This window comes from Paenibacillus sp. GCM10027626, assembly GCF_042676285.1.
Lineage (GTDB): Bacteria > Bacillota > Bacilli > Paenibacillales > Paenibacillaceae > Paenibacillus_Z.
Genome location: NZ_JBHTHC010000019.1, coordinates 1 through 16,648 on the forward strand (window position 1 = coordinate 1; position 16,648 = coordinate 16,648).

12 protein-coding genes, 7 tRNA genes and 1 rRNA gene are annotated in these 16,648 nt (G+C 50.8%); all 20 read left to right on the plus strand.

From position 1 onward, the window contains the following. Nucleotides 1-124, plus strand: a 23S ribosomal RNA gene (locus ACFQ0N_RS28205); the annotation flags it as partial. Nucleotides 125-229: 105 nt separating this feature from the next. After that, nucleotides 230-305 (plus strand) — tRNA-Asn (locus ACFQ0N_RS28210). Nucleotides 306-308: 3 nt separating this feature from the next. Continuing rightward, nucleotides 309-384 (plus strand) — tRNA-Thr (locus tag ACFQ0N_RS28215). A 30-nt stretch (nt 385-414) separates the two neighbouring features. Further along, a tRNA-Glu gene (locus tag ACFQ0N_RS28220) sits at nt 415-489 on the plus strand. A 43-nt stretch (nt 490-532) separates the two neighbouring features. Further along, nucleotides 533-608 (plus strand) — tRNA-Val (locus ACFQ0N_RS28225). Between the two features lie 3 nt (nt 609-611). Further along, nucleotides 612-686, plus strand: a tRNA-Gln gene (locus ACFQ0N_RS28230). Between the two features lie 4 nt (nt 687-690). Continuing rightward, nucleotides 691-766: transfer RNA gene (locus ACFQ0N_RS28235), tRNA-Lys, on the plus strand. Nucleotides 767-803: 37 nt separating this feature from the next. Continuing rightward, nucleotides 804-886, plus strand: a tRNA-Leu gene (locus tag ACFQ0N_RS28240). A gap of 102 nt (nt 887-988) precedes the next feature. After that, nucleotides 989-1,204, plus strand: coding sequence for a hypothetical protein (locus tag ACFQ0N_RS28245; protein WP_379332719.1), 216 nt, complete (start codon nt 989-991; stop codon nt 1,202-1,204). Further along, a complete protein-coding gene (locus ACFQ0N_RS28250) occupies nt 1,176-1,877 on the plus strand; it encodes a hypothetical protein (protein ID WP_379332721.1) in 702 nt (233 codons plus the stop codon). The genes ACFQ0N_RS28245 and ACFQ0N_RS28250 overlap by 29 nt, the downstream gene beginning before the upstream one ends. Further along, nucleotides 1,877-2,071, plus strand: a complete 195-nt coding sequence (locus tag ACFQ0N_RS28255) for a hypothetical protein (protein WP_379332723.1) — start codon at nt 1,877-1,879, stop codon at nt 2,069-2,071. Before ACFQ0N_RS28250 ends, ACFQ0N_RS28255 begins: the two co-directional genes overlap by 1 nt. Beyond that, nucleotides 2,019-2,150 (plus strand): SEC-C metal-binding domain-containing protein, encoded by a 132-nt coding sequence (locus ACFQ0N_RS28260; RefSeq protein WP_379332725.1) that lies wholly within the window; start codon nt 2,019-2,021, stop codon nt 2,148-2,150. The genes ACFQ0N_RS28255 and ACFQ0N_RS28260 overlap by 53 nt, the downstream gene beginning before the upstream one ends. Before the next feature lie 226 nt (nt 2,151-2,376). Further along, nucleotides 2,377-2,550, plus strand: a complete 174-nt coding sequence (locus tag ACFQ0N_RS28265; RefSeq protein ID WP_379332727.1) for a hypothetical protein — start codon at nt 2,377-2,379, stop codon at nt 2,548-2,550. A 145-nt stretch (nt 2,551-2,695) separates the two neighbouring features. Beyond that, nucleotides 2,696-5,575: an S-layer homology domain-containing protein gene (locus tag ACFQ0N_RS28270; protein WP_379332729.1), complete on the plus strand. Its 2,880-nt coding sequence runs from the start codon at nt 2,696-2,698 to the stop codon at nt 5,573-5,575. 160 nt (nt 5,576-5,735) lie between these two features. Further along, nucleotides 5,736-6,275, plus strand: coding sequence for a hypothetical protein (locus ACFQ0N_RS28275; protein WP_379332731.1), 540 nt, complete (start codon nt 5,736-5,738; stop codon nt 6,273-6,275). Further along, nucleotides 6,250-6,780 carry a hypothetical protein gene (locus tag ACFQ0N_RS28280; RefSeq protein WP_379332733.1) on the plus strand — a complete coding sequence of 177 codons (531 nt, stop codon included), beginning with the start codon at nt 6,250-6,252 and terminating at the stop codon, nt 6,778-6,780. The genes ACFQ0N_RS28275 and ACFQ0N_RS28280 overlap by 26 nt, the downstream gene beginning before the upstream one ends. A 442-nt stretch (nt 6,781-7,222) precedes the next feature. Beyond that, the gene (locus ACFQ0N_RS28285; protein WP_379332735.1) at nt 7,223-11,188 is read left to right on the plus strand and encodes an AAA family ATPase; all 3,966 of its coding nucleotides are present in this window, start codon (nt 7,223-7,225) and stop codon (nt 11,186-11,188) included. A 349-nt stretch (nt 11,189-11,537) separates the two neighbouring features. Further along, complete coding sequence (locus ACFQ0N_RS28290; RefSeq protein WP_379332955.1) at nt 11,538-12,827, plus strand: MFS transporter; 1,290 nt, start codon at nt 11,538-11,540, stop codon at nt 12,825-12,827. Continuing rightward, entirely contained in the window at nt 12,817-13,734 is a 918-nt protein-coding gene (locus ACFQ0N_RS28295) for a polysaccharide deacetylase family protein (RefSeq protein WP_379332737.1), read from the plus strand. Before ACFQ0N_RS28290 ends, ACFQ0N_RS28295 begins: the two co-directional genes overlap by 11 nt. 187 nt (nt 13,735-13,921) lie before the next feature. After that, entirely contained in the window at nt 13,922-16,540 is a 2,619-nt protein-coding gene (locus ACFQ0N_RS28300; protein ID WP_379332739.1) for a right-handed parallel beta-helix repeat-containing protein, read from the plus strand. The last annotated feature ends 108 nt before the right edge of the window (nt 16,541-16,648 follow it).

The following is a 16,648-nucleotide window of genomic DNA, read 5'->3' on the forward strand; positions in this document are numbered from 1 at the left end:
CCCCCTCAAGATGAGATTTCCCAATTAGTAAGACCCCTGGAAGACGACCAGGTTGATAGGTTCGAGGTGGAAGCGCAGCAATGTGTGGAGCTGACGAATACTAATCGGTCGAGGGCTTATCCTAAAATTCACGAAGTGAACACTTACTTCGGAAGCATAAACACAGCTAAAGATTTTCATTCTAGTTCGTATCCAGTTTTCAGGGTGTAATAACACTACTGAATAATGTTCCCTGATAGCTCAGTTGGTAGAGCACTCGACTGTTAATCGAGTTGTCACAGGTTCGAGTCCTGTTCGGGGAGCCATTTGCTCTCATAGCTCAGTCGGTAGAGTGCATCCATGGTAAGGATGAGGTCACCGGTTCGATCCCGGTTGAGAGCTCCAGCTTTACTTTAATGGTATGCTTGCGGTTTTGGCCCGTTGGTCAAGGGGTTAAGACACCTCCCTTTCACGGAGGTAACAGGGGTTCGAATCCCCTACGGGTCACCATTCTTTCCTTATGAGTAAAACGAGTACATACCGGCAATACTATGGAGGCTTAGCTCAGCTGGGAGAGCATCTGCCTTACAAGCAGAGGGTCGGCGGTTCGATCCCGTCAGCCTCCACCATATTGGGGATTAGCCAAGCGGTAAGGCAACGGACTTTGACTCCGTCATGCCTAGGTTCGAATCCTAGATCCCCAGCCATTTTGAGCCATTAGCTCAGTTGGTAGAGCACCTGACTTTTAATCAGGGTGTCGTAGGTTCGAGTCCTACATGGCTCACCAGTTTTCTAGAAATAGAAGACGGTGTAATAATAATTGTGCGCGTATGGCGGAATTGGCAGACGCACCAGACTTAGGATCTGGCGGGAGACCGTGGGGGTTCAAGTCCCTCTACGCGCACCATAATTGATAATCATGCTTTCAAGAGGGTAAAATCTTTTGAAAGCTTTTTGTGTTATAATAATAAAAAAATTAACGATCGATAATGATTGCAGGAGAAAGTGCATGAGTCGAAAAGATGCAGGAATCAATCCAGAGCTGATTGCTGTGATAACCGGAGGAAAGCAGCAGGTGGATGAAGTGCCTACTGCAGCGAAATTGCCGGGAAATGCAGCACGACTGGTTGCCAAGCGAATCAAAAAAGTTGCTCCTATCTATAAACCGAACAAGCAGCTGTTAAAGTGCATAGTGCATGCGATGCGATTACATATCTGTATATGATGTAGGCTTGACTGCTTTTGACATTACAGGTTGGGAGAAAAGGGGGGAAGATAGCGATCGTTTCTCCAATTCGGACACGAATTCCGGTATGCGGCAGAAGCTGATTGACCACATGCAATTTACCGGTTACATTCGTTGCGTCAATTGTAATGGAGCAGGGGCATGGGAGTTCATCTCGCCTCATTTCACGTTGGGGCTAATGGGACAACTTTTAGGGGCAAATGAGGATGTGGATACAGGCTCTATGGTTGGCCAACTGCAGTTATATGACGAAACGAGCCCGCAATGGCAAAGTGATGGAGAAGAACAGTTTCTGGAGCGGCTCAAGCTTGACCCTGAAGATAGCTATCTATGGAGCAAGCTGGGGAATTTATACAAGACGGGCGGGCGGCCCGAGCTGGCAGCGGCTGTTTTCGAACATTCGGTTGAAATTGATGCCTCGCAGGTGGAGTCTCATTATTCGCTGGCTGCTTTGCTGATGCAGATCGGGGAACTGGAACTGGCCGCGAAGCATTTTCGGCAGGCTCTTGTACATGCTCGCGTATATACCAAGCTGGATGCTTTGAATTTACGGGAGCTTTTGGCACACGGCCTGTGTGATCTGTTGGATATCCATCAGGCAACGAAAGAACAAGGTCCTTTTCTGCCCACACAGGAGGAGGTTGCTGTGTAATGAAGCAACTGGCTGAGGCGGACGCCGCTGGATTGCATGATTTACATATGTATGATTTTGATTTGGAGCCGGGAGAAACGGATTCGTTTCTGGCGCTGGCGGAAATGTATATGGGGAAATTAACCGAAGGCATTCCTGAACATGAGCGAAAGCTGGGTAAGCCTTTGTCCATGCGGCAGCGGTACGAAATATAAGTTTTGCTGCGCAAAAAAGATGAATAATTTTGATAGGGACGATTATTTGAAAACTTTTGCTAACGAAACGTCAGCATGAGCAGACTCTATTGCAGGTCCAATTACGAGAACTTTTCGTAGTTGGACTTTTTTTGTGCGGAAAATAAGAGTGGGCACCAGCGCTCACCTGCCAGTATGAACAGCGTGTTGTGTTCAAGAAAAATACACCTTTCTAGGTATAGAGATATCAATGCTTTTGCCCTATCTTATTAACACAACAACTTATTAATTGCATTAAGGAACTAGGAAGGATCTGGTGATCAAGAATGGAAAATGCACTCATTGCTTTTGTCAGCATTATGCTTTTGGGGGTTGTTATATTTGTAAAGTTATGGTGGGACGATGGCGCAATTATGAGTTTTAAATTTACAAAGTGGTACTTCGGTATTTTTTTCGTTGCAGCATTGATCGTTGGAGGGGTTACTTTTTTTCTCAGTTGATCTCCTCCTCTGTACGGACGTTGCGGGCTGCGGGTTAGAAAAATACCTCCTTTTAGGTATGGAAAACATAGTGGGCTGCGTTTTATGCTGACTTATCATGATGATTGATTGATACATATTGAGGGAGAAGCGGAGCGGTGAGTATATGAAGTTAAGACGTTGGATCACGATATTAGCGATGTTTATTTTGTTTGCGGGAGTTCTGCCTCAGTATGCTTCTGCCGGTGTTCTTACCGAATGGGAGGATCGTATCGTTCTGATCCCGGACGGAAGCAGTTTTAATGGCATTGCCTACGGCAACGGTTTGTTCGTAACGGTTGGCACTGACGGAATAATTATGACGTCCACTGACGGAAAGGGATGGGAGAGCCAAACATCAGGAACCGATAAAGATCTTGTCGCCATCACTTACGGCGGCCCTTCGAATCAAGGGGAATTTGTCGCGGTTGGCAGAGAGGGAATGATCGTGACTTCTATCGATGGGGAACATTGGAATGTTCAAGCTTCGAATACGGATGAAGATCTTTCCGGTATCGCTTATGGAGGCGGTGCCTTTGCAGCCGTAGGGGATAACGGGGCGATTGTGGTGTCCAGGAACGGCGAGATCGAGAAGTGGGAACCGCAATCGATGAATAACATTGACTTTAAGGGGATCGCTTATGGCGCAACTGGTACGTATGTGGCTGTCGGCAGCTATAATTATTCTCCTTTCCTTTTTACCTCGAATAACTTAGAAAAATGGAATATGATTGAACTCGACGCAGGTGATCAGCTTAATGGAATTGCTTATGGCAACGGAAGGTATGTGGCAGTTGGGATTTTGCCGGATTACATAGGGGGGATAATCGTTTCCTCAAATGACGGAGTAACCTGGGAGGAATATAATATAACGGAAAAGCCGATTGCAATTGCCTACGGTAATGGGACATTTGTAGCAATTGATTATAGAACGATAATTTCCTCGAATGACGGTAAGAATTGGCATAAGCAATCGTCAGGAGCGGCGGAAGGTTTCAGGGGCATTACCTATGGCAATGGAAGCTATACCGTTGTGGGTGATAGCGGAACGATCCTGCAATCCTACTCCAAGTGCGCCGTGACCTATAACGGCAACGGGAGCACGGGGGGCAGCGTGCCGACGGACAATGGAATATACAATCAGGGAAGCGCAGTTATGGTATTAGGAAACACGGACAATTTGGTCAAAACGGGATACACGTTCGCGGGATGGAATACGCAGGCGGACGGCAAAGGAACGGATTACGCTCCGGGCGTCGTATTTAGTATGGGCAAGGAAGATGTGGTGTTATACGCCAAGTGGAAAAGCGGCAACGCAAACTTGAGCAGTTTGACGTTGTCAGGCGTTACGCTCAACCCTGCCTTTGCGCCGGAAACGACCGCTTATACAGCAAATGTGGCCAACAGTGTGGGCAGCACAACGGTAACGTTAGCGGCAGCGGATGCAGCCAATGCTGCAGTGACGGCCAGTGTATACAATAACGGAGCAGTGACGAGCGGCCCGCATTCGTTAACGGACGGTGCGGCGTCCCCATCGCTTCCGCTTAGCGTGGGCGGCAATACAATTCAGTTAATCGTAACGGCACAAGATGGCACCACCAAAACATACGCGGTAACGGTAACGCGGGATTCTGGTTCGGATACGCCAACGCCTTCCAACCCGGATTCCTCTGGCAACACCCCTTCGGGCAACACCTCATCAAGCGGCAGCTCGGACAGCGCAACCAACAAGGCGGATTTCCGCGTATTGATTAACGGCAAGGAGCAAGAACGCGCCGCTGCCGCTGCTATAACCCGTGAGAATGGGCGGGATGTGTTCACCGTAACGGTTGACGCGGCCAAAATGGCGGCACAGCTTGCCAAGGAAGCTGATAAGCCGGTGGTTTCCGTTATCGTTACGCGCAGCGCGGACAAAGTAACGGCAGCGCTGAGCGGAGATATTGTAAAGACGTTAGAAGAGAAGCACGCCGTTTTGGAAATCCGGACACCTGGCGGAGGGTTCAAGCTGCCTGCGGCTAAAATCGGGATCGATCGCTTATCCGGGCAACTGGCCGGCAATACGAAGCTTAAGGATGTTGTTGTTCAATTGACTGTTGCGACAAGCGACGCTGCCAAAACTGCGCTGTTGGATACCGCAGCGAAACTGGGAAGGTTTGGCGTCGTTGCGGCACCGGTCGAGATGGCGATATTGGCCTCATACGAGGGCAAGACGGTGAAGGCAGACAAGTTCAGCTCGTATGCGGAATGGGAAATTCCATTGCCCGGCGGCATAGATGGGAGCAAGATTACAACGGCTGTCAAGCTGAATGAAAATGGAGCGGTTCATCATGTTCCGACACGCCTGACATCTCGCGACGGAAAACATTACGCCGTCGTTAATAGTCTGACGAACGGCACATTTGCGCTAATTTGGCGCCCGGTCGCATTTGCGGACGTTGAAGGGCATTGGGCTAAGGCCGCTGTAAACGACATGGCGTCGCGGACAGTCGTGAATGGAGTCGATAGCGAGCGATACAATCCGGACGCTGCGATTACCCGCGCAGAATTTGCGGCGATTATCGTGCGTGCGCTGGGGCTGGACGATCATGGGGAAGAAGCAAACACGGCTTTTACGGATGTGTTGTCTGCCGACTGGTATGCCGGTGCGGTGGCGCAAGCCAAGGAATTCGGAATCGTCAACGGGTTCGTAGACGGAACGTTCCGCCCGACGCGGACGATCACGCGCGAAGAAGCGGTAGTGATGATCGCGCGGGCGATGAAAGTGGCCGGATTGGAAACGGGCCTGGGCAGCGAAGGAGCCGATGATATATTGTCGGGGTTCCGGGACGGCGCAGCGATCGGCGCGTGGGCCAAGGTACCCGTTGCGGCAGCGGTAGAGAGCGGGCTGGTTCAAGGTTCGGCAGCGGGGCTACTGCCGAAGAACGAGATAACAAGAGCGGAAACGGCCGCTATTGTGCAGCGTTTGCTTGTCAAGGCGAAGCTCATTGACAACAAATTGATCAATTAAATTTTCGGCTAAACGGACTCTTGCGGGCAGAGAGTCCGTTTCGTATAGAGATGGGCGATCGGAGTGTTTAAGCATATTAACGAATAAATACCTCTTTTTAGGTATGGTTAGATGGGCGTATCGGGTTTATGCTGTGCATGAAAGAAAGGAGAAACGGTCGATGTTGACGTGGAAAAGTTGCAGTGATGATGGGGATTTAGCAGAAGCGATTTTATTTATTCTGGGCCGCCGCCATGAACTCGGTTTGCCTTATGCCTTCGAAACAGTCATCGGTTCGCTTTATCTTGCCATCGATCAGGGAGATATAATGCTTTGCCGGGATGCCGGCAATCGGCCTGTTGCCGTTATTGTGAGCACGCTGGGCACCGATACCGGTGAATATGCGGATGTGGAGAATATGGAAGTGCTGATCGCCTTTACCGTCAAGGAGCATAGAGGCAGCCTCTTGTTCGCTGACGGGTTGGCCCGCTTGGCGGACAGGGTCAAAGCTTCTGGAGTTCGTCACGTGATGTTCTATGCCGCCCCTCAAGCCGATTATCGAAGATTGTTCGGGAAGTTCGCCAGCCGCGAGGATACGGTGGAGAAAGCGTGCGGGATGTTGGATTTATACCGCGTTTCGGCAAACGACCTGATCCGCTATGCGCAGACCATTCACAGACAGGAGAAAGAAGAGCATGTCTATTCAAATGCAAAAGTGTGAAACGGATGAGCAATGGTATCGGTTATCCGAGTTTTTGATCAAGCACTCCAACAAGATGAATCCGCTCCTGCATCCTTCATCCATTCTTTTGGAACTATTGACATACAAACAAAATGGCGGAATCTTGTATGGGGAAATCCGGGGGCAGATCGTCTGTTCTCTCGGGTATTGCATCGGTACCCCGGACCGCCAATTCGCCAATCCATCGGACGCTTTCATCGGTTCCGCCATCCTGCTTGAACAGTTTCGATTCAGCAAGCTTTTTTATTCGGGGTGTGGGGCGTTTATCGAGGAGATGAAGGCTGCGGAAATTCCGATAACCCGAGTTTATTTCAACACATTGCAGAATAACGAGTATCTGAATCGCCTGTACGGTAAATTCGCGCAAAAAACAAGCGAGTTTCACAACGAGTACGGCGCATATTGCACGTATGTCGCGCGGTTTCAAGATTTCGCGAGCCGTTTCGGGTGCATCAGTTCCAGAATCGGGGAACGTGCAAAATAAAAACACCCGAAGAGTTCGGGTGTTTGCCGCGTCAAACTTATTTCTTGACGATAACAGCATTCTTCGCGGTGAAATGCATACCTCCGCCACGAATTCCAGGATACCTAGGGATGATCATGATGTGTAAACCTCCTTTAATGTCGATGTTATAATGCATATTCAATATAGTTTATTAATGAAAATATGTCAATAATTATTTTTAATATAATAAAATGTAAAATAGGTGAATCGGATATTCCACCCGATCAAGATTTGGAGCTGCTGGAACGTAACGTAACGAATCTGTCGAGTCTGTCGTTTTAATTTGGACAAGCCTCCGTCAACCACATGGATTAAGTGGCTTCGGGGGCTTGTTTGAGTTTGTTCGTGCTTTATAATAGAGCTATATATTCGTGTCGTTTTGGGAATGCCAACAGACACAACTGCCACCGAGGTGCCTTACATGAATCGCAAACCTTCACAACAAACATTAAACAGCCTGACGATCCTTCTCGAAGGCAACCCTATAAGCTCTGAAACAACCTTTGAAACGAGCAAGTTGGAACAAACCGAAACATGCGCGGACGCGGCGCAAGGCCCAGATGCACCATATCGTTCGTTCGACAAGCAGGGCCGGCTATACGGCAGAGAACACGAAATTTCCTTGCTCTCTCTGGCTTTCCAATCGACCTGTTTCGGTTCCGCCGAAATCGTATACGTCTCGGGTGCAGCGGGAATCGGAAAAACGAGTCTTCTTGAGGAAGTATTCCGAGGGGAGCAACAGCATCCGCGAAAACCGGTCTACCTTGCCGGCAAGTTCGAGCAAATCCCCAAGGATAGCCCATATTACCCGATTGTTCAGGCGTTTCGCGGATTGATGCGGCATCTGCTTGGGGCAAGCTCGGATCAGGTCGAAGCTTGGGGAAAGAAGCTAAGGGCAGCTTTGCGCTCCAACGAAGCGGTCATTGCCGAGCTTATTCCCGAGGTCAAGCTGCTAATCGGCGATACCGCAGCCGCCTGGGAGCTGCCGCCGGATGAAGTGAAGATGCGGTTCATTTACGCTTTTCGCAAATTCGTGCAGGTGCTGGCGACCAAAGAGCATCCGCTCGTTTTGTTCATCGACGACCTGCAATGGGCGGATGAGTCGTCGCTGCAGCTGCTTCACTTCCTGATGAGTGATCCGGAGAGCCAATATGTCATGTTCGTTGGGGCTTATCGTGATGGAGAGATCCAGCGGAGCAAGCTGCCTGGCTGCCTGGGCGATGGAAGTGTCGAAGCGGAGGTCAACGTGCGCCATATCCGCCTTCGGGAACTGACATTGGACCAAATGAACCTGCTCGTTAGGGATGCCCTCTGCTGCGATGCCGACGAAGCGATGCTGTTGACGGAAGTGCTTTATCCCCAATCCGGGGGCAATCCGTTTCATTACAAGCAAATATTTCAGCGTTTGCTGGACGACCATTTGTTGACCTATGACGCCGGGGGTCGGAAGTGGCAATGGAACTTAGAGGATATGTTCATACGGGAATCGCAATTTGACGTGAACGATCTTGTGGTGCGCAAGCTGATGCGCCTCTCCGGCCAGGTACAAGACACGCTCCAGGTGGCTGCATGTCTGGGAAGCGAGTTCGAGCCTCTGTGGATCGCGGATGTAACCGGCCGGACGGCCGCGGAAATATGGGTCAATTTGTGCGCTGCCGCTGATGAAGGCTTCATTATGCCGCTTGATCCGGACAAATTCCGGTTCCTGCACGATAGCATCCAAAAAACGATGTACAGCCGGATGGACGAGGAAACGAGACGGCAAACGCATCTTGCGATCGGCAGACAGCTGAAGGAAGCCGTGATCGAACGGCCAGAGAGACTGTTCGAAGCGGTGAACCATCTCAATATCGGATCGTCCGGCATCCATGCCGAACAGGAGCTGCATGAGCTGATCGGGATGAACTTGGATGCCGGTACGCGGGCCAAGGCGTCGGCGGCTTACGATATTGCGCTCCTCTATTTCAGAAAAGGGGTAGAGCTGCTGCCGGCCGACGCTTGGTACCTCCAATTCGATTTATGCTTCGAGCTGCATGCGGAATGCGCCGAATGCGAGTATTTATGCGGGAACCATGAGGATACGGAACAACTGGTCGATTATTTGCTGTGCAAAGCCCGCAATGCGATCGAACGGGCCAGGGTTCAGAGGATCCGGATCACACAATGCATCAACCTGGGGAAATATGCGGAAGCAACAATGCTGGGCTTGAACAGCTTGAAGGAATTTCACATTCACGTTTCGCCGGCCCCGACGAAGGCGACGATCATAACCGAAGTTCTGCGAGTTGAAGCACTGCTCCGCAACCGGATTCACCGGCTTGCCGACTTGCCGCAAATGACGGATAAAAACCGGATCGCCGCAATCCATACGATATTTTCGATCGTGTCCTCGACCTTTTTTACGAATAAAAAAGTTTTTTTTCTGCTGGTGTGCAAAGCCGTACAGCTATCGCTCAAATACGGGAACACGCCGGTGTCCGCTGCCGTTTATTCGGCATATGGCATGTTTGTCGGTATCGCTCTCGGAAAATACGTGCGAGGCTACGAGCTGGCGAAAGTTGGACTTGAGCTATCCGAGCGGTACGATGTGCCTTCCATTAAGAGTAAAACGCATGTCATGTTCGGCGGGGTGTTGTGTCAATTCGCGGGAAGCGCGAACGAAGGCGATGTTTACCTGGAAAAGGCGCTCCGCTTCGGCATGGAAGCGGGAGATTATGTGTTTTCGAGCTATGCGATGGGAGCTCATGTCAATTCGTTGTACGCGCGGGCGCCGCTAAACGTATTATCCCGGGTGATAGCGGCCTATATGACCGTGTTGGCGGAAACGAAGGATGAATTCGTGCTGCAAAACTTTTATTTGTACCGTCAATTCCAGCTGGCGCTGCAAGGAGAGACGGAGGAACCCTGCTCGTTTGAAAGCCCGGAATTTGCGGAACAACGGTTTCTCGAACATATCGGCAGTGAAGAGACGTATGCAACGACGCTGTTTCAATACAACACCTACAAGGTGCAACTGTGCTACTTGAACGGAAAATACGAGGAAGCGATTCACTGGGCGAAGGAAGCGGAGGCGTATAAATCGTATGCTACGCATTTACCTCATTTGCCGGAATGTCTTTATTACGAATCGCTGGCGATTTTGTCGGCGAACAGCACGGATTTGCATATGGGAAAAAGACGCAAACGATTAAAAAACAACCTTCGCCGGTTCAAGACATGGGCGAAATGCAGTCCCGGCAATTTTCTGGCGAAGATGCTCGTGATCGAAGCGGAGCTGGCCCAAGCGACAAAGCGTTTTTCCCTCGCAGAGGCGGGTTACGACAGAGCGATCCGCGAAGCCCGCGAGCAAGACGACATACAAGTCGAAAGCATCGCCTGCGAGCTTGCGGGCCGTTATTATGCCAGCCTGGGGAAAGAGAAGCTGGCAATCCGCTATCTGCAAACCGCGTACGAAGGATACGAGCGGTGGGGGGCAAGGTTGAAAGCGCGGCAATTGGCGGACTGGCTCGCCTCATTGGGAGGAGGTATCCGCGAGGTGAAAACGCCCCTTGTGGACGAGCGGCCGAAGGCTGGCCATTCCGCGTCAGCGTCGGAATCGTACGCGGCGGGCGACCTTGGGGAAGCAAGTGCGATGGATGGGTTGGACCTTGCTGCAATCCTTAAAGCGGCACAGGCGATGACCGACAAAATGGATCTGGATGCCGTGCTGGCGGAAATTATGGGCACCTTGATGAACTATGCCGGGGCGCGGAAGGGCGTGCTGCTGACGGACAACGGTGGCGAGCTGTATGTGCAGGTTTGGGCGGATGCGGAGGTTCATGTTCTTGACGAGCCGGCGCCGCTGGAGGATGACGAGCTTCTGCCTGGCGGTATCGCCCGTTATGCAGCAAGAACGCAAGAGCCGGTCCACTATGCTGGAGAAGAGGACAGCTGGCTGTATCATAGTACATATATGGCAAAGCACCGGCCGCAATCGGCCTTATGCTTGCCGGTAATTGTCCACGGAGCGCCGGTTGGCGTGCTTTATCTGGAAAATCCGGCACCTGGCGTTTTTTTGCCGGAACGGATCAATATCCTGCGCGCGCTGGCTTCGCAAGGAGGTTACATCTGCGAATTGCTTCGATCACTAAGTCAACATGACGGCGAATCGGACGAGGACAAGGACATGGGCACTATCCCCGCTGGCATTGAGGAGCCGCTGACGGACCGGGAGATGGAAGTGCTCGCGCTGCTGGCGGCGGGACTGTCCAACAAGGAAATTGCCGAACGGCTGGTGATCGCGGTCGGTACGGTCAAGGTTCACGTCAAAAATATTTTTGCGAAATTAAAGGTAAATCGGCGCACGAAAGCAATCGCTCAGGCAAAGGAGCTTCAATTGTTGAAATGAAGGCAAGCGAGCTCCTCGAGAGCCTTGCTGTACATCACAGCAACCTGAGCGGATCGTCTGTCCGCACGACACATAGTTGTCCGCTTCTGCGGCAAAAAATCGTCGTTGTCCGCAGAAAATCGACAGCCTCCGCAGGTCCGCATGCCTCTAGGCTCCCGTAGAGAACAAACATATTTTCTAATTTCTATATATTTATCCCTGTGTTAGCATATTTGTATAGAAGAAAAAGAGGAAATGTGATAGCGTTTACAATTAGCTGTGAATGCCCCAGGAGGGGAAGAGGCATTAAAGCATGAATCCGATAGTAATTCAGTTTGCAGTGAAAACGCGGCGGAGGGTGTTGGTGCAAATGCGACAAAAGCAGCTTCTGAATTCCCCGATGATGTATGCATTCGGGATGTTTGCCATGATGATTCCAAGTCAGGCATTTAGTACGTTTTACAGCTATTATTATGTAGAAAAGCTGGGTCTTGGCATCGGTCTCGCTACACTGGCCCGTACGATCTTTCTAATTTGGGATGCGGTGAACCAGCCTATGTTCGGGTATTGGTCAGACCGGACGAATACGAAATACGGCCGCAGGCGCCCATGGATATATGTGGCCGTTCCATTGTTCATGCTCGCGTTTATCCTGATTTTTTCCCCGCCTGGCAATATGTCGGAAATCGGACTGTTCACATGGTTCCTTGTTGCGCTTATCTTCTATGAAGCGGTGGCGACGATTATTTGGGTGAACTATGGCGCGTTGTTTCCTGAGCTTTTCAAAGGAGACCGGCTTCGTACAAAAGCTTCGGCCGTACAGCAAGGCTTTCAGATTCTGGCTATACTGCTTGCTACGTCGCTGACGCCAATATTGTTCACCGCGGTCGGCTTCGGCAGCATGGCGATCATTTATGCGCTAGTATTTGCCGTCTTCATGCTTATATTTCTCCGATATACTAAGGAGGACGAGGAAGCGAGCAAAGCGCCGCAAATGAAGCTGAAGGAAGCGTTCAAGGAGACGCTCAAGAACAAGCCGTTCTGGCTTGTCAATATCTCTAACTCGTTTGCCCAGACGGTAAACGGGCTGCTTAGCGCGACGATCCCCTTTTACGCCAAGTATGTGCTGCAGATTCCGGAAGAGCAGAATACGATTTTGTTTGCCGCGGTATTCGTCTCTGTCATTCCGCTAGTCGGGGTTTGGTACTTGCTGCTGCGCAAGCTCGATCCGGTCAAAGGCTGGAGATGGTCCTTCGTTGTTTACGCGCTGTCTGTTATTCCTTTATGGTTCGGAAGCAATCTGGTTAGCGGAATCATCGCCGGCGTGATCGTGGGATTTGGATTGGCGGGCTTTCTGGTTTCCCCGCCGATGGTCAACAGCCGGATTATCGATCTGGATGTGGAGAAGACCGGCAGCCGCCGCGAGGGCGTTTATACCGCAGTCAGCGGCTTTATCGTCCGATCCAGCGGTCTGATCTCAGCACTCGCTTTCCTGATCGTTGGCATCATCTTCGGGTATGAAAGCGGGGACAATCCCGGGCCTGATCCGGAGTCCACGTTCCGTTACTTGATCAGCGTCGTTCCATTCATTTTGCTGGCTATTTCCATCGTCATTTCTTTGTTCGTAAAGTTAGAAAGGAGACCGGAGCATGAGTCCTAAGCATCTGATCATCAACTGCGACGATTTTGGCCAAAGCCCGCCGATGAACCAGGCCATCATGCATCTTCTCGAAGAACGCAAAGTATCTTCGGCTACAATCATGGTTCCGGCTCCGGGCTTCGAAGAAGCTGCCGCATGGTGCCAGCGCAGAAAGCAGGCGAACGTCGGACTGCATATGACGCTTACGAGCGAGTTTGATGCCATCCGTTGGGCCAGCCTGACCGGACATCCCACGCTTCATGACGAGAGCGGCAAGATGCATAAAACAGTCGAAGCTTTCGAGCGGCGGGCCGATACGGCGGCCATTATACAGGAACTAATCGCCCAATACGAGAAGCTGATGAGTTACGGCATCCGGCCTTCGCATGTTGACAATCATATGGGCAGCCTATATGGGATCGCTGCCGGCCGAAGCCATATTCCGCAAGCTTTGAAGCTATGTGCCAAGTGGAAGCTGCCGTTCCGCCTCTTCCGCAAAGTGCATTCGGGCGATCCGCTGCTTGCCACGATTCCCGGTGTCGACCGCGTAGCGGCCAAGGGTTCGGCCCTTGCCGGCATGCTTGGCGTCGCCCTTCCTGATTACTTGCTGTCGCATCCTTTTCATCTGCGGGAAGGAGAGACATATGAACGGTTTAAGGAAGAGATGATTGCGAAAATGTACGATCTGCCAGAGGGCATCAGCGAGACATATATCCACCCGGCTGTTGAGGACGCCCGCATGCTGGAGATGGTCCCGCACTGGGAGAAGAGAGTTTGGGAGTACAAGCTGATGCTGGATGATGATTTTGCTTATGCAATCAAGGACGCAGGAGTTATACTGACGGATTACTCGTACGTTCAGGAACACGGGAGAGCGCCGAGAATCGCCTCCGCGTTCGCGCTGGCAAGAGAGCTGTTAAGAAAATAAGCGATTCGACCTTCTGTTTTTGCCTCACACTTGCTCCATACGATACGCGCAAGCGTGAAATTAACTTTCTTCATGCAAGATCTTAATTTTGTTCTATCATGATCAAAACGATGTGAATGATATCCGATTGGCCGGCATGATACAATGAACGTGATTCCATTCATTTGCGAGAGGGAGGAAAGAAGCGATGGGCTTCTATCTCATTGACTTGACTGCGTGGGGCATCAAGAGCGACGGATCGAACCCGCTGGCAACGACACAAGGAATCAACAATGCGCTCCTTTGGGCCAACCAGAACGGATATACGTATGTAAAACTTCCGGAAGGCGTCTACACCGTAGCGAAAGGTTTGGCTCCGAAAGATACAAGCGCAAACGCTTGCATACAGCCGCAAAGCAATATGACGCTGGATTTGTACGGTTGCGTCATTCAGAAAGAACCGAACGGTTGGGATTTCTATGCCACGATGAGCATCGTGGAGAAAACTAACGTGACCATCCTCGGCGGCAAAATTACGGGCGATCTTCTTGGGCATGATTACGCTACAATAGGAAACTCCATCCACGAAGGCTGTGTCGGAATTGTCGTCGAGCGCGGATCGCGCAATATCACGTTGGACGGCGTAGAAGTTATGAACTTTCCCGGATATGCCGTAGCCCTTTCAGGCACGTACAGCCAGTTGGCGACGACAACGTCTTCCGACTGGGAAGCCGGAACATTCGATCCCGTTACCGGCGCTACGGTCGTTCAGGCCGCTTACATGAGAATGAATAAAACGATCAAACTTGCTTCATTGGCCGTTTCGTCGGGCGGAAGACCTAACACTGCAACGAACGGCGGATACTTCTGTATATGGGGGAACGGTTACGGTTCCTACGGTACGCGATATGACGGCAACCCAGCCAATTTAAGCAAGACGATCTTTGAACTATACTGTTATGATGACAGTATGGCTTACAAAGGGAAAATCCGCAAGCGAGGCTTCGACGATATTCATCTCAACATCTTGCCGGCTGGAACGACACAGTTTAAAATCACCTTTCAATATGATATAGCTCAGATTATCCCAAGCACGTTTTGTCTGACCATTAACGCCTTCCAATTTTTGCGCGGCATTCGTCTGCTGAATTGCAACATTCATGACAGTTATGCATTAGGAGTAGCGATTACCGGCGCCCAGCAAGTCGTCATCGAGAACTGTGAAATTTACCGGGTAGGAAATTCGACTCCGGTAGCCGGCAGACGACTGTATCCGTCTCCAATGGGAATTGACATCGAGGACGGGTCGAACATCAATCAGCACATCGTCATCCGCAACAACATCTTCCGGGACAATGAGAGTCTGCATATAAGCGTCGTGCATGGACGGAATATAACGATTGAGAACAACAGGTTTGACTCCGTGACGAACGGATTAAGCACTGGTGTCGTGTTCCAGGGATCGAGAGGGGCGAATATCGTCTCCCAATATAATCAATACAACTGCGTAGTCGGTACAGGGCAAGGGACGAACGGTTACGCGCTGTTCAAACGGGATACGTTCCTCAACGCAACGCTGGCGATCAGCTATGAATCGGTGTACGAAGGCTGTATGTTTGAAGACGTATCCTTCCTTATGATGATGTCGACGTATCCCGACTTTGCCGCAGGAACGAATTATGCAGGCAACGTTGGTACGGCTGTCCTTCCTTCTATCAAAAATGCTGGTTGGACAAGCAATCCGCTCTGTCATGTCCTCATTGCTCCGGGGGCTCTTCCTTGGACTTCAGGTATCCTGTATACTGCCGGACAACAAGTGACCCATGCCGGGAAAGTTTACCGATGCAAAACGGCAGGAGGAGGCAAAGCTGCGAATGCGCCGGCTCACTTAACAGGCGATCAGGCGTACCCGGACGGTTATACATGGACGTTCACAGATGCAATGACCGAGCCAGTATGGGCGACAGCTGCCGGCAGCAAGACAATTGAAGTGACGGGGAGCGTCTGGCAAGCTGTCCCTTATCCCGAACTCCCTTACGGAAGCGTTACGTTCGCCGATTGCAAATTCAACTATCAGAAAAAAGAAGCGGGATGGCTGAATCGCCGGGGAGCAGTACAGTTTCATAACTGCACGTTTACGTTGAATACGCCTTCCGGTTTTTTTGCAGACAATTCCGCAAATTGGGATTATACCGGGAAGAATGTTATGCGTTTTCGGGGTTGTGAGTTTTTTATGGCGAACGCGGCCGCGAAGCTTGGGCAGTTACAGCTGAATCAGCTGTCTTTTGCCGATTGCACTTGTTACGGTCATAAAGACGGTTGGGCAGCGGCTGGCGCCTGGAAGGCGAATGAGGCTGTCGTTCGGGATTGTTCCTTGCATAATTTCGATATGAAGCTTTCCGGACTTGCGAATGGGAACCACAAATCCGTTCAGCTCCAACGTAATCGCATTGTGCTGAATAAAACGAACCGGGTATTCGGAGCCAATAATGAAGGCATTTACATCACCAATTTTGAGAACGTATATATTGAAGAAAACGAGGTATTCATGCAACATTCGGCACAGCTAAACAGGCCAATAACGATTTATGCCGAGCACGTGGTCAAAGTAACCGGCAACATGTTCGAATCGAATTATAGCGGCAACAAAATCGAACTGTTTGGCGCCTTTCGAAATGCCGCCTACACAGCAGTTATTCCGAAAACAACCGCCACGATCCATGACAATCTCGAGCATCAGATATCGTTTCAGCAAGACTTTTCGTTTACGAGTCAACTGTTGAAATTGCTGAGCGATCTGTCTACGGACATCAACGCGGTTGATTGAAGCGTGAACATGCGTCTATGCCGTTCTTATGCCGCCTCTCGTCCGGGGCGGCCATTGCTGCATTCACCCCGATTTCTCGCATTGAAGCGGCAGGGTGAAGGTGATAAA

Excerpts from the sequence above, each read along its gene's own strand:
- ACFQ0N_RS28245 (WP_379332719.1), top strand. The coding sequence starts at position 989 with ATGAGTCGAAAAGATGCAGGAATCAATCCAGAGCTGATTGCTGTGATA.
- ACFQ0N_RS28250 (WP_379332721.1), top strand. The coding sequence starts at position 1,176 with ATGCGATGCGATTACATATCTGTATATGATGTAGGCTTGACTGCTTTT.
- ACFQ0N_RS28255 (WP_379332723.1), top strand. The coding sequence starts at position 1,877 with ATGAAGCAACTGGCTGAGGCGGACGCCGCTGGATTGCATGATTTACAT.
- ACFQ0N_RS28260 (WP_379332725.1), top strand. The coding sequence starts at position 2,019 with ATGAGCGAAAGCTGGGTAAGCCTTTGTCCATGCGGCAGCGGTACGAAA.
- ACFQ0N_RS28265 (WP_379332727.1), top strand. The coding sequence starts at position 2,377 with ATGGAAAATGCACTCATTGCTTTTGTCAGCATTATGCTTTTGGGGGTT.
- ACFQ0N_RS28270 (WP_379332729.1), top strand. The coding sequence starts at position 2,696 with ATGAAGTTAAGACGTTGGATCACGATATTAGCGATGTTTATTTTGTTT.
- ACFQ0N_RS28275 (WP_379332731.1), top strand. The coding sequence starts at position 5,736 with ATGTTGACGTGGAAAAGTTGCAGTGATGATGGGGATTTAGCAGAAGCG.
- ACFQ0N_RS28280 (WP_379332733.1), top strand. The coding sequence starts at position 6,250 with ATGTCTATTCAAATGCAAAAGTGTGAAACGGATGAGCAATGGTATCGG.
- ACFQ0N_RS28285 (WP_379332735.1), top strand. The coding sequence starts at position 7,223 with ATGAATCGCAAACCTTCACAACAAACATTAAACAGCCTGACGATCCTT.
- ACFQ0N_RS28290 (WP_379332955.1), top strand. The coding sequence starts at position 11,538 with ATGCGACAAAAGCAGCTTCTGAATTCCCCGATGATGTATGCATTCGGG.
- ACFQ0N_RS28295 (WP_379332737.1), top strand. The coding sequence starts at position 12,817 with ATGAGTCCTAAGCATCTGATCATCAACTGCGACGATTTTGGCCAAAGC.
- ACFQ0N_RS28300 (WP_379332739.1), top strand. The coding sequence starts at position 13,922 with ATGGGCTTCTATCTCATTGACTTGACTGCGTGGGGCATCAAGAGCGAC.